This is a genomic window from Polaribacter sp. (assembly GCF_049276715.1).
Taxonomy (GTDB): Bacteria; Bacteroidota; Bacteroidia; order Flavobacteriales; family Flavobacteriaceae; genus Polaribacter.
Map to the genome: position 1 here is coordinate 115,753 of NZ_JBASWY010000009.1, position 14,079 is coordinate 129,831.

Annotated in this window: 10 protein-coding genes and 1 tRNA gene; 3 read left to right on the top strand and 8 right to left on the bottom strand. The window is 30.9% G+C overall.

The features are described from left to right. Window positions 1–102: 102 nt before the first annotated feature. Window positions 103–1,701, top strand: a complete 1,599-nt coding sequence (locus tag WAO74_RS02710) for a family 16 glycosylhydrolase (RefSeq protein WP_422159463.1) — start codon at window positions 103–105, stop codon at window positions 1,699–1,701. Window positions 1,702–1,732: 31 nt separating this feature from the next. Then, window positions 1,733–2,155, top strand: coding sequence for a hypothetical protein (locus WAO74_RS02715; RefSeq protein WP_422159464.1), 423 nt, complete (start codon window positions 1,733–1,735; stop codon window positions 2,153–2,155). Between the two features lie 36 nt (window positions 2,156–2,191). Here the strand turns inward: WAO74_RS02715 and WAO74_RS02720 are convergent. The 3 genes from WAO74_RS02720 to WAO74_RS02730 form a co-directional block, all read right to left on the bottom strand. Beyond that, window positions 2,192–2,278 (bottom strand) — tRNA-Ser (locus tag WAO74_RS02720). Window positions 2,279–2,292: 14 nt separating this feature from the next. Further along, window positions 2,293–2,820 carry a ribosome maturation factor RimM gene (rimM, locus tag WAO74_RS02725; RefSeq protein WP_422159466.1) on the bottom strand — a complete coding sequence of 176 codons (528 nt, stop codon included), beginning with the start codon at window positions 2,818–2,820 and terminating at the stop codon, window positions 2,293–2,295. A 15-nt stretch (window positions 2,821–2,835) separates the two neighbouring features. Next, window positions 2,836–3,363 (bottom strand): 30S ribosomal protein S16, encoded by a 528-nt coding sequence (locus WAO74_RS02730; RefSeq protein ID WP_422159468.1) that lies wholly within the window; start codon window positions 3,361–3,363, stop codon window positions 2,836–2,838. Window positions 3,364–3,596: 233 nt separating this feature from the next. On the opposite strand from WAO74_RS02730, the gene dnaE reads away from it, so the two are divergent. Continuing rightward, entirely contained in the window at window positions 3,597–7,934 is a 4,338-nt protein-coding gene (gene dnaE / locus WAO74_RS02735; RefSeq protein WP_422159470.1) for a DNA polymerase III subunit alpha, read from the top strand. 47 nt (window positions 7,935–7,981) lie between these two features. Here the strand turns inward: dnaE and gldA are convergent, their stop codons facing one another. From gldA to WAO74_RS02760, 5 genes are all read right to left on the bottom strand, one after another. Further along, a complete protein-coding gene (gene gldA / locus WAO74_RS02740) occupies window positions 7,982–8,875 on the bottom strand; it encodes a gliding motility-associated ABC transporter ATP-binding subunit GldA (RefSeq protein ID WP_422159472.1) in 894 nt (297 codons plus the stop codon). 184 nt (window positions 8,876–9,059) lie between these two features. Then, complete coding sequence (locus WAO74_RS02745) at window positions 9,060–11,834, bottom strand: carboxypeptidase-like regulatory domain-containing protein (protein ID WP_422159474.1); 2,775 nt, start codon at window positions 11,832–11,834, stop codon at window positions 9,060–9,062. 36 nt (window positions 11,835–11,870) lie between these two features. After that, complete coding sequence (locus WAO74_RS02750) at window positions 11,871–12,710, bottom strand: GLPGLI family protein (protein WP_422159476.1); 840 nt, start codon at window positions 12,708–12,710, stop codon at window positions 11,871–11,873. A gap of 113 nt (window positions 12,711–12,823) precedes the next feature. Then, a complete protein-coding gene (locus tag WAO74_RS02755) occupies window positions 12,824–13,669 on the bottom strand; it encodes a GLPGLI family protein (protein ID WP_422159478.1) in 846 nt (281 codons plus the stop codon). Window positions 13,670–13,675: 6 nt separating this feature from the next. Beyond that, the gene (locus tag WAO74_RS02760) at window positions 13,676–14,035 is read right to left on the bottom strand and encodes a hypothetical protein (protein WP_422159480.1); all 360 of its coding nucleotides are present in this window, start codon (window positions 14,033–14,035) and stop codon (window positions 13,676–13,678) included. Window positions 14,036–14,079: the final 44 nt, after the last annotated feature.

The window sequence follows — 14,079 nt, forward strand, 5'->3', positions numbered from 1 at the left end:
AATATTGTTAATTATTTTAACTGTATGGCTATTGTATGGGTAATATCTTTTAATCGTAAATGCTTAAAGTTTAATTTTGAAAAAACTTAAAAAAAATCAAATATGAGAATTCATTATGTTTTAATTTTAATACTTTCAACACTTTCATTACCAATATCTTCTCAGCAAATGCCACTAGATTTTTCTAGTAATTCTCATACATTCACAGTATTTAATGAAAACTCAAATGTAAGTCCTCCTAATAAATTCGACATTTTTACTAATGAACAAGATTCTTCTGATAAGGTGGGGCGTTTTTTTATGGATGGCAACAACTCTAATGATTCTCAAGGATTTTATATCGATTTATCACAATCCATTAATTTAGACACCAATAAAATTATCACTTTAGATTTTTTTAAATATGATGGAGATGCACATGCAATTACCTTAAGGTTAGAGCAAGGAAATACGAACCCAGATATAGAAGTAGTTGCTAACATATCTGGCGCACCAAGGACTTGGTTTAATAATATTCAGTTTGATTTTTCAGCAGCAAAAGTTGCATCAGATGGTTCTACAATAAACGCTACAGGAGACTATAATAGATTAACAATTTTTATCGATAAAGGGATTTCAAATAAACCTCCTGCTAGTTTTCATATGGATGACATTAATAATGGCTCTGAAGCTACAGATCCAAATGCAATAGATATTATCTATACAAATTTAGTTTGGTCAGATGAATTTGATAGTGGAACCTTAGATACAGCCAAATGGTACCATCAAACTTTTGGTCCAAATGGTGGTAGATGGTTTAATAATGAGTTACAACATTACACAGATAGCGAAACAAATTCTTTTGTTGCTGATGGTAATTTACACATTGTTGCAAAAAAAGAAACTAAAAATTTAAATGGTGTTTCTTTAAACTATACCTCTGCAAGGCTAAACTCTAAGTTTGCTTTTACATATGGTAGAGTTGATGTGCGCGCTAAATTACCAGAAGGCAATGGTACTTGGCCTGCTATTTGGACTTTAGGTAAAAACATCACAGAAACAGGTGGTTATTGGCAAACACAAGGTTTTGGTACTACAAACTGGCCAGCATGTGGAGAAATTGATATAATGGAACATGGCTTACACGCTACTAACGAAGTTTCTAGCGCTTTGCACACACCATCTAGTTCTGGAAATACACAAAACACGGCTAAAAAAACATTACCAAACGTAGCTGAAAATTACCATATTTATTCAATGAATTGGTCTCCTAACCAAATTACTTTTTTAATTGATGGTGTTGGGTATTACACTTATAATCCAAGTGTGAAAAATGCTGCAACTTGGCCTTTTGATCTTGATCAGTTTTTATTATTAAATATTGCTATTGGCGGTTATTCTGGCACTCCAGATGCTAATTTTACAGAAAGTAGTATGGTGATAGATTATGTTAGAGTATACCAAAATAATACTGCAACCACAGACGATTTTTTTAGCTCAAAGTTTGTGATATACCCAAACCCTGCATCAGATAGATTACAGATTAAAACGAATGAAAACATCGATAAAATTGAAATATTTTCAACGCTAGGTAAATTAATTAGTTTAGAAGAAGCAAATTTTAAAAACATAAACATTTCTACTTTAAAATCAGGACTCTATTTAATTAAGATTTATGTCGATGAAAAAGTAGCAATTAAAAAAATTATAATCAGAGACTAAGATTTTGTAAATTTACAGCAAATACAAAATAATGAAAAAATTAATATACATTTTTAATATTCTTTTACTTATCGGATGCACAACTGAAAGCGCTGACCAAGTAAAAGAAAATGAAATTATTAAAGCGAACAGAGTTGTAGTATTGGAGTTTGATACTACAGAACCAAATTTCGACGAAATTAGAATTAGTTATTTTGATTATAAAACAAATACATATCCTATTGTTATTCATGAATTTGAATATGATTCATCAGGTGAGGCTATACCTTTTATATTAAAATTTGAAAAGTATAATTTTAGATACATTAATGGAGTAGGCTATAGAAATAACCCAAGTACAGCAGAACTTTCTGTAAAATTGTATGTTGATGACGTTTTAGTTCTTGAGGATGCAGATAGAGGTAGAAATGGTGAATATGCAGAAATCAGTTTCGATTACGATGCAGGTTTTTAAACTAATTATTTAATTTAAAGTTTAAAAATTATTTCGCAGAGAGGAAGGGATTCGAACCCTCGATACCATTTCTAGTATACTACCTTTCCAGGGTAGCCAGATAAACCGCTCTTGCACCTCTCTAGTTTTCCTAAATTTTAGGATAAATACAAATCTATTAATCCTTCTGGAGTTGTAACTTCTATTGTTTTATTAACTTTATCTACTTTTTTAATAAACTCATCTACCATAGGAATAAAAATTTCTTCTCCTTCCCTATCTATTTCAAATAATGGCTGTGCAGCTTTGTCGTTAATATGAACGATAATTCCAACCTCTCCAAAATTAACATCAATTACCTTATAGCCAATTACTTCGTGGTAATAAAACTTATCTCCAGATAATTTCGGCAACAAATCCAAAGGAAGATAAACACCACATTTTAAAATAGAATCTGCCTCTTCTTCAGAATAGACATCCTCAAACTGAACACGCAATTGGTTTCCTTTGTGAAGTGAACTTTTTTCAATAAAAAATGGAACCAGATTATTGCCAAACTCGACGTAAACTGATTCCATTTCTGTATACAACTCAGGCTCGTCAGTATCTAACTTGATAATAACTTCACCTTTAAAACTATACTTTGTTACAATTCTGCCTAAGTAAAAACAATTCTCTTTACGCATTATTGTATAAAAGTTTTATTCAGCTGATTTTTCTTCTGTAGCTTCTGCAGTTTCTTCTACTTCTGCAACAACTTCCTCTACAACCTCTTCAACAACAGGTTTAGCTGCTTCGATTCTAGCTTCATTCACCGCTTTTTCAGCAGCAAATGCTTTTGCTTTAGCCTCAGATTGTGCTTTAGATAATCCAGCTGCTTTATCAGAAATTTTTGTAGCTTTTTCTTCTAACCAAGCCGTAAATTTAGCTTCTGCTTGTTCTTCGGTTAAAGCTCCTTTACGAACACCACCTGCTAAATGATTTTTTAACATAGCCCCTTTGTAAGACAAAATAGCTTTTGCAGTGTCTGTTGGTTGTGCTCCATTTTGCAACCATTTTACAGCCCCATCAACATCTAAATCAATCTCTGCTGGGTTCACATTTGGGTTGTAAGTACCTATTTTTTCTAAGTATTTACCATCTCTTTTTGCACGAGCATCAGCAGCAACAATCCAATAAAATGGTTTACCCTTTTTTCCGTGTCTTTGTAATCTAATTTTTACTGACATAATTTATTAATTTTTTAAGGTTCTCGACCTTTGTTATTAAAAATCTTATCATCTCGTGATAAGTGGGCGCAAATATACAAAAACTTTTAATTGAAAATATTTAAAGTTTGCTTATTTTCTCAGAGATGAAAAATGCTGATTTTGTTGATAAGTCAACATAAATTATACTCTAAAAATCATTCGTGTTTTTGTAATTTTAAATCTCCTAATTCATCAGCAAAAATACGCTATTTATGTACTTAATTTTTGATACAGAAACCACAGGCTTGCCAAAAAGTTGGAACGCTCCAATAACAGATACAGACAATTGGCCTAGGTGTATTCAAATTGCTTGGCAACTACATGATGAAATGGGAAATTTATTAGAAAACAACGATTTTCTAATACAACCAGATGGATTTAACATCCCTTTTGATGCTGAAAGAATTCATGGAATTTCTACTGAATTAGCACAAAAAGATGGTATTCCTTTAGAAAAAGCAATTGAATTATTTAATGAAGTTTTAGAGAAAACCAAGTTTATTGTTGGGCAAAATGTGGAATTCGACCTTAATATTATGGGTTGCGAATTTCATAGAACATCCATACAAACAAAATTAAATTCACTACCAATTTTAGATACTTGTACAGAAAAAACAGCACTAATGTGCCAGCTTCCTGGGGGTAGATATGGTAAATTTAAATTACCAACATTAACAGAATTACACAAGCATTTATTTGGGATAGATTTTGCTGAAGCTCACAATGCAACTGCAGATGTAGAAGCTACAACACGTTGTTTTTTAGAATTAATTCGACTTAGAGAGTTCACAAAAGAAGAATTAGATGTGGATGCTGATTACTTTGAAAAGTACAGTAAAGCGAATCCAAAACCAATACAGATAATTGGTTTAAAACACATCAATCTTAAAAAAGAAAGTAATAAAATTCGTAAAAGTCTTGAAAAGCTAAAAGAATCTAATAATTTAAAATCGACTTCTGTTGGTTTAGAAGAGTTAAAAGATGTTCAATTTTCACACTTACACAATCATACTCAGTTTTCTGTTTTGCAATCTACCATGCAAATTACAAATATTGTGGCAGCAGCAGCAGCAGATAATATGCCTGCAGTTGCAATGACAGACACAGCAAATATGATGGCTGCTTTCCATTTTGTAAATGCAGTTTTAATGCATAATAAAAGTGCGGAAACACCAATGAAACCAATAATTGGGTGTGAATTTAATATCTGTGAAGACCATAAAAATAAATCGCAAAAAGACAATGGTTATCAAGTTGTGTTATTGGCAAAAAACAAAAAAGGATATCACAATTTAGCAAAAATGTCTTCCATCGCTTTTATTGATGGATTTTATTATGTGCCAAGAATAGATAGAGAAATCATTAAAAAGTATAAAGAAGATATTATAGTTTTAACAGGAAACTTATATGGTGAAGTTCCCAATAAAATTTTAAATGTTGGAGAAGCGCAAGCAGAAGAAGCTTTGCTTTGGTGGAAAGAAGAATTTAAAGACGATTTCTATATCGAGTTGATGCGTCATAATCAACAAGATGAAACCATTGTAAATGAAACTTTATTAAAATTTTCTAAAAAGCACAACATAAAAATTGTTGCAACCAACAACACATTTTATTTAGAAAAGAAAGATGCAAATGCGCACGATATTTTGTTATGTGTAAAAGATGGAGAAAAACAAGCCACACCAATTGGTAAAGGACGTGGTTACAGATATGGCTTGCCTAATGAGGAATATTATTTTAAGTCTTCAGAAGAAATGAAAACCTTGTTTTTAGATATTCCAGAAGCTATTATAAACATTCAAGAAATTGTAGATAAAATTGAAATTTTTACGCTAGCCAGAGAAGTTTTATTGCCAGCTTTTGATATTCCAACTGAATTTAAAAACTTAGAAGACACAAAAGATGGAGGAAAACGTGGAGAAAATAAATACTTAGAATACTTAACTTTTGTTGGTGCCAAAAAACGTTATGGAGAAATTACGGATTCTATAAAAGAACGATTAGATTTTGAATTATCTGTTATAAAAAATACAGGGTATCCTGGTTACTTTTTAATTGTAGAAGATTTTATACGAGAAGCCAGAAATATGGATGTTGCTGTAGGGCCAGGTCGTGGTTCTGCTGCAGGTTCTGTGGTTGCTTATTGCTTGTGGATTACAAATATAGATCCTATAAAATACGATTTACTTTTTGAGCGTTTCTTAAATCCAGAACGTGTTTCTATGCCAGATATAGATATCGATTTTGATGATGAAGGTCGTGGACGCGTAATGGATTATGTAATTAACAAATATGGCGCAAACCAAGTTGCACAGATTATTACATATGGAACCATGGCTGCAAAATCATCTATTAGAGATACAGCAAGAGTTTTAGACTTACCTCTTTTTGAAGCAGATAGAATTGCAAAATTAATTCCCAATATCAAACTAAAAAATATTTTTGGTGATGATGAAAGAAGCAAAGCAAAAGTTGCTGGTTTAAGATCGGAAGAAAAAATATTAGTAGAAGAGTTGGTAAACATTTCCTATGGAAATGATTTGGCTTCAGAAACTGTAAATAAAGCCACCATTTTAGAGGGCTCTGTAAGAAATACAGGAATTCACGCTTGTGGAGTAATCATTACTCCAGGAGATATAACCAATTATGTACCTGTTGCTTTGGCAAAAGATTCAGACATGTATGTTACGCAATTTGACAACTCTGTTGTAGAGTCTGCAGGTTTGTTAAAAATGGATTTCTTAGGATTAAAAACGTTGACTTTAATTAAAGACACCGTAAAAATTGTAAAAGCAAAACACAATATAGATTTAGATCCTGAGAATTTTCCTTTAGATGATGAAAAAACATACGAGCTTTTCCAGAAAGGAGAAACAGTAGGTATTTTTCAATACGAATCTCCAGGAATGCAAAAACACATGCGATCTTTAAAACCAACTGTTTTTGGCGATTTAATTGCTATGAACGCCTTGTACAGACCTGGACCAATGGAATACATTCCAAGTTTTATCAATAGAAAACATGGTAGTGAAGATATTGAATACGATTTGCCAGCAATGGAAGAGTATTTGGCAGAAACTTATGGAATTACAGTTTACCAAGAGCAAGTAATGTTGCTTTCGCAAAAATTAGCCAATTTTACCAAAGGTGAAGCCGACGTTTTACGAAAAGCAATGGGTAAAAAACAAGCATCTGTTTTAGATAAAATGAAACCGCAGTTTATAGAACAAGCTGCTGCGAATGGCCATGATTCAGAGAAATTAGAAAAAATCTGGAAAGATTGGGAAGCCTTTGCAAGTTACGCTTTTAACAAAAGTCACTCTACTTGCTATGCAATGATTGCTTATCAAACTGCTTATTTAAAAGCACATTATCCTGCAGAATATATGGCATCTGTTTTATCTAATAACATGAATGACATCAAATCTGTTTCTTTTTTTATGGAAGAATGCAAAAGAATGGGGTTAGCAGTTTTAGGTCCAGATATTAACGAGTCTTACTTAAAATTTTCGGTAAATAAAGAAGGCGCTGTACGTTTTGGAATGGCTGCTGTAAAAGGTGTTGGAGCCTCTGCTGTGAAAGCCATTATTAAAGAACGAAAAGAAAATGGAAATTTTTCATCCATTTTTGATTTGGCAAAACGTGTAGATTTAAGAGCAGCCAACAAAAAATCTTTTGATAGTTTAGTAAAAGCAGGTGCTTTCGATTCTTTTACTGATACCCATAGAGCTCAATATTTTGCTGTTGATGAAAAAGGAATTACATTTCTAGAACGTGCTATGAAATTTGGGAGTAAATACCAAGAAAACGAAAACTCGGCTCAAGTTTCTTTATTTGGTGAGGCTTCTAAAATTCAGTTTCCTGAACCAGAAATTCCTAATTGCGAAACTTGGGGAACAATGGAATTATTATCCCAAGAAAAAGAAGTAATTGGTATTTATATTTCTGCACATCCTTTAGACGATTTTAAAAATGAGATGATTTTTTGCAACGCTACTTTAAAACATTTTAAGGGTGATCTTACAAAATATGTTGGAATGAATTTATCCTTTGCTGGTATAATTACAGACGTGCAGCATAGAGTTTCTAAAGCTGGAAAAGGTTGGGCTTCTTTTTTTATAGAAGATTATGGAGACAATCATGAGTTTCGAATTTTTGGCGAAGATTATTTAAAAATGAAACACTTTTTATCTTTAAATTCTTTCTTATTTGTGCGTGCTACAATTCAAGCAGGTTGGACAAGCAAAGAAGGAGTTGTAGGTGAACCAAGATTGAAGTTTACAGAAATGAAATTGTTGCACGATATTATGGATACACTTTGTAAAAAAGTAACTATTGAGCTTTCTTTAACCGAAATTAATGCACATACAATTCTGAATTTAGAAAGTATTTTAAAGAATAAATCTGGTAGTCAAAAATTAAATTTTACAATTGTAGATGAAAAAGAACAAATTAAAATGAGTTTGCCAAGCAGAAATACAAATATTCATATTACAAACGAATTATTGGCCACTTTAGAAAGTCAGCAGATTAAATATAAGTTGAATTAAGTTACAATAGATACCTGCCTAAGCAGAAATGACAAGCATGTGAAAACCTAAATTGTAACCTCTCTAAATAGCGTTTCTAAATTTTTATTTTTTGAATTTAATTCTAAAATTTTAAGTCTATTTTCTTGTGCAAAATCAAAGATTTTTGGACGCATATCTTCCTTACTTTCAAAAGTGATTTGCCAAGTAAAACCGTCATTATTTTTACAAGTAATTACATTGGGTAATTTTTTAAAAAGTGGTTCATCAACTTTAACATCAAAAGTAACTTCTATCGTTTGTTGGTTATTTTGTTTGAGTTCAGATAGTTTTTTATCAATTAAAATCTCCCCTTTTTTGATGATGATAACTCTATTACAAACAGCCTCAACTTCTTGCATAATATGTGTAGAAAATAAAACTGTTTTTTCCTTGCCCAATTCTTTGATTAATTCTCGAATTTCTACTAATTGATTTGGGTCTAAACCAGTTGTAGGTTCATCTAAAATTAATACTGATGGATTGTGCAAAATAGCAGCGGCCAAACCAACTCTTTGTTGATATCCTTTAGATAATTGATGTATTTTTTTATGAGCTTCTTCTTCTAAACCCACTTTTTTAATACAGATTTCTATTTGACTTTTATCAACTTTAAAGATCAATGCTTGAAATTGCAAATATTCACGCACATACATATCTGCATACAAAGGATTGTGTTCTGGTAAATATCCAATCGTTTTTTGTGCTTTTAAAGGTTCTTTCAAAACATCAATCTCATTTACAAAAACTTCACCAGAATTCGGCTTTATAAAGCCTGTTAAGATTTTCATCATGGTAGATTTTCCTGCACCATTTGGACCCAAAAAACCGATAACATCTCCTTTATCAGCAGAAAAAGCAACCTCTTTTAATGCTTTTTGATTCGAATAATTTTTTGAAACTGATATAACCTTTATGGACATTTTTGTATATATGATTTACTAATTATGTAACGTGTTTTTTCTAAATTTAGTTTAGGTATTAGCTATTTTAAATCGAATTTTGCGAATGTTTTTCATTCGTTTCGAAGCTAATAAACTCATGGTGCTAAAATAAAAAAATGGCTCAATCTTGAGCCATTTTATCATAAAGTTTTATGTATTTAGGTTACAATTGGTAACGCAATCTAAAGCTTATAAATCTTGGTAGAATAAATGTTTCACTTGTTCTAAAAGAAATAACACTTTGACTTACAGAAGCCTGAGAACCAGTTGCTAGCAAGTTGTTACCCACTAATTCGTATTCCATTTTCGCATCTTTGTCTTTTCTGTAAGCTATTTTTGCATTCCAAATACTAAATGTATTTGTAGTAGCCCCATTTTGTCTTTGGTCTGTGTAAGAAAAATCGGAAGTTAGTGTTACAGAATTCCACAAATATGCATCGAAATCTATAGAAGGTGTATGTATTACAGTATTAATATCTACAGGTCTTGAACTGTTACTTTGATCTTGAAAAGATACATTATAACGTAAACTAACGTTTGGTGCTTTTGTGAAATTAGTACCAATACTTGTATTGATACCTTTATTAAAACTTTCGTTGGTATTTTCTACAGAATTGATAAATTGATAGGTTTTACTATAGGTAAAATTACCACCTAAAGAAGTTCTTATTTTTTTAAACGTTTTACCAATTCTTGCAAAGGAGGTAAGACTCTCATTATCAAAAGGAGAATTAATAGTTGTTGCACTAGAAACTACAGAACCTGGTTCGAAAATAGTATTTCTATTTACCTGATCTGCTGTTTTTCTATAATTTATTCTTGCAAAAACATTACTGTTATTAAATAAATTAAAGCTTCTATAGTTTAAAGTTACGTTATGGAAACTTGAGTTTATTAAGTTTGCATTTCCAGCAAAAAATGAATTGTAGTTATTTGCCACAATACCTCTAGCAATTTGATTTACATCCGTAAAATTAACTTCTTGCTTATAACTGAAGTTTAAACTTTCACTTCTTTTAAATTGCGCTACCACATCAAATTCTGGTAAAAACTTCGCGAATGTATCTTCAAAAGTTTCAGTACCATATTGTGTATTATTCGAATTGTAAGAGTGCACTGTAAACCCTGGAGTTATTGTAAAAATACCCGCTTTTAAACGATATCTTACACCTGCATAGATATCTGTAAAATTGTACTGAGTATCATTTCTAGTTTCTGGATTTGCACTCCCTGCAATATTTGTAGGATTTGGATCTAATTCAGTTCCATTATCTAAAATTTGAAAAAACCTCGAATTAAAGTTTTGAGAACTTAAAATAGTACCAGCAACAAAATTTAAATTACTTTTTTGATTTAAGATGTAGTAGTAATCTAATTTTGCATCTAATTGATTTGTTTTTACTTTTCTATCTTGTTCTAAATTGTAAAACTGATTGCTTCTATCTAAACCTAAACTTAATGCTGCATCATCAAAACCATCCTCAAAAGGCTCTAATGCTGGGTCGTTTGTTGGGTTATTGTTATTAGGATCATTCTCTAAAGAAGCCACATAAAAAGGATCTTCGTCTTGTAACAAATGTTTTACCTCCAAAGCAAAAATGTTATTTTCGTTAGCTGTGTAGAAATAACTAAAATCCTGATTAATTGTAAAAGGTGTAGACCTTTCATTTTCAGTAATATCACTTAAAACTCTTGAATTTACGTTATCGGTTCTAAACTCGTTAGAAAAACGACCTGCAACGTTATAATTTAATTGATTGTTAAAATCCTTTTTGTAAACTGAACTTAAACGAAATAAGCCAGAGTTACTTGTTTGGTCAGTTGTGTTATCAACAAAATCGTCTGGAGTATTTGGGTCGATATAATCTATTTCAGTGATATTTCTTTGCCCATTGCTATTGCTAGACCAAATTAAAAATCCACTTAAATCTAATTTTGGATTTGGAGAATAACTAAAGTTTGCTGCAGATAATTTTGTTTCAATTCTATTTGCATTTCTTGCGCTTGCCGTTAAAAAACCGATTCCTGCATCTGCAATACTAATATTTGTTCCATTAGAAGGACTTTGACTTTGGAAATTAGATCCAAAACCTCTTAAATCTCTTCTACTTAAAACGACGTCTCCAATGTTATTTAAATCACCAATAACATTAATGGTATATTTAGGTGAATAGTAAAATAGTTTTGGTTGAAAAAGATACAAACCTGTTCCAGGTGCTGTACCTGCACCTAATGAAATATCGCCAAACCAAAAGTTCTTTTTACCCTCTTTTAGTTTGATGTTTATAGCAACTCTATCTTGATTATTTTGAACGCCACTTAATTGACTAACATCACCAAAATTTCTTAAAACCTGAATTTTATCAACTGCATTAGAAGGGATGTTTTTTGATGCTAATTTTGTGTCTCCACTAAAAAACTCTTTCCCATCTACCATTATTTTCTCTACTCTTTTACCTTCAACTTCTATTTCACCTGCAGCATTAATTTCTACGCCTGGTAATTTTTTAAGAACGTCTTCTAACTTTCTTTCAGACCCGTTTTTAAAAGAATCTGCATTGTAAATTATAGTATCTCCACTAATAGTAACAGGTATTTTGGTGACAATATTTATACCATCTAACATGTTGTCTTCGTACATGGTATAATTTTTTCTGATGTCTGTTTCTTTTGTTTTTATAAACTCACTAATTTCTTTATAACCTACATAACTTATTTTAATATTATAAGTAGTATTGTTACTTACATCTAATTTAAAAAAACCTTTAGCGTCTGTAAAACCGAAAGAACTAATTTTTTTTGCAACTGTATCTAAAGCGATCACATTTGCCATTTCTAAAGGTTCTCCAATAGAATCTCGAACAACACCCGTTATTGAAATTTGAGCATTGGAAGCCAAGGACACCATTATTATGGTGAATAGTAATATTTTTTTCATAAGTAGTTTGATTGTGTAATTTTGAAAAAAAATGGGTTAGAAACGTCTTCCTCCACCTCTTCTATTTCCAAATTGTTCTTTTAATTCGTCTGTTTTTTCTTTTATAATAGCATTGTATTCTTCTCTATTTACTTCTTTACCTTTACTAGGCTCTTCTAAACTAATAGATTCTTCTGGGTTTAACACAATTTCTGTACATAACATTGTTGTTCTTCCTGCACTTAATTCTAATATTAAACCAGGTAAACCCCAATAAGATTCTGGACCAGAGCTTACAGGAATATTTGGTGTATACCAAGCAACCACATCTAAAGTTCTAATTTCTTCTTTTTCTTCAGTTTTAGTAGAATCTTTTTTTTGTTCATTTCCTCCTCTACCTCTTCTTCCAAAAATACTTCCAAAATCTACGCTTTTATCCACTTTTGTCATAGTAGCTTTGTAACATGTAAAGTTTCCAATTTGTTTAGTTTCTGTGCCTAACTCCCATTTTGGTTGCTCCATATCTTCAACAATTAAAAAACGCTTGCTAAACATTTCTACATCTTCAGTCATCTTTTTTGTTTTTAAGTTCTTGTAAATAGAACCTTGCCCATTACTTCTACCCCAACTTGGACCAGATGTACCAGGTGCTTCTAATGACACATTTTCTTTAAAAGACGATTCGCTTTTATTAAAACTTAAAGTATATGTTTTTTCTAAAAAGTTTTTCATTCGAGCCATTATTTGTTTCTTTTGTTGCTCGCTCATTTGCTCTCCTCCAAACCTATCCATATCCACAGTAGTCTTAGACATGTATACAGCTTTTCCTTGAAAATCTTTTTGTGCAAAAGTTACTAAAGTAACCAATGCGAATAAAAATGTAAATAGTGATTTCATTATTTGGTGTTTAATTTTTTGGCAAAAATACTCTTTAAATATTCTGGTTAGACTTAAAAAAAACATAAAAGTTTAATCTTATGCCAAAAAAAATAAACATTTATTTTCTGAATCTAATTACCGCTCATTTTTATTTTGATACCATTTCCTAAATCCATGCCATTTCTACTTTTAAACTTCTCCATCATTTCTTCATTTTTTTCTCTTTGTATTTCATTGTATTCAGACTGCGAAACAATTTTACCTTTCTCTGGTTCATCAATTTTAATAGTTTCTGAAGGGTTTAGAACAATTTCTGTGCATACAATTAAATTAGTGCCATCGTTAATTTCTAATATTAAACCTGGTAAACCTTGATATTCTGATGGACCATTACTAATAGGTACTTGAAGTGTGTACCAAGCAGTGGTAACTTTCGTTTCTTTAGTTTTAACTTCTTTAGATTCGCCATTTACCAAACTCATAGATACATTTTCTACTTCTCTAGAAAAGGTGGCTTTGTAACAAGTATAGTTTCCAATATTTTTTGTTTCTGAAGACAGTTCCCAATTATATTTTGGTAAAGAATCTTTTACTAAAAAAGCTTTACTCATAATTTCTGTCTGATTTACAAAACGCTTTTCCTGAATGTTTTTAAAATAAATACTTCCATTTCCTGAACCACCAAAAGACATTACCATAACATTGTTACCTCCAACCTGTGGTTTTGGCGCCTCTAATTGTTCTTCTTCTTCATAAACAGAGGTAAATTTATCAAACTCTAGAAAAAAAGTTTTTTGATTCATTTTTTGCAATCTTTTTTGCAACTCTTCTTGCATTTTATCTGTAATTCCCTCTTGATTTTCTCCAAACCTAATATTTGATTTACTTGAAGTTTTATAAGTAGCTTTTCCTGTGAAATTTTGTGCATTTATAAAAAATGATGCACTTAATAGAATAATTGTGATGATTGTTTTCATACTATTTTATTTATTTTCTGTTATTATTTTAGTAGTTACGTTCACTCCTTTTTTAATCATTTTTATTAAAGAATCAATATTCTCTGTTTTTCCACCAACTTTAACAGAAGAATTATATTTGTTTTTAGATTCGGGTAAATTAATTTCAAAAGCGAGTTCAATGATTTCTTCTGGTTTATTTTTTTGGAACATTTCTTTTGCATCATCCCAATTAATACTTTTTAAATCTTCTATCGAATTTACAGCGTATTTAATAGAATGTGTAGTAACAGAATTTTCCTTTGTTACTTTCGATAAAAAACTTTTTTCTTGAGAAAAAGTAATAATTGATAAAAATAAGAGGTTAAATGTAAGAATGTTTTTCATGATAATAGTTTGTTTTAGTTTGATGTTACAAATATCTAACACGA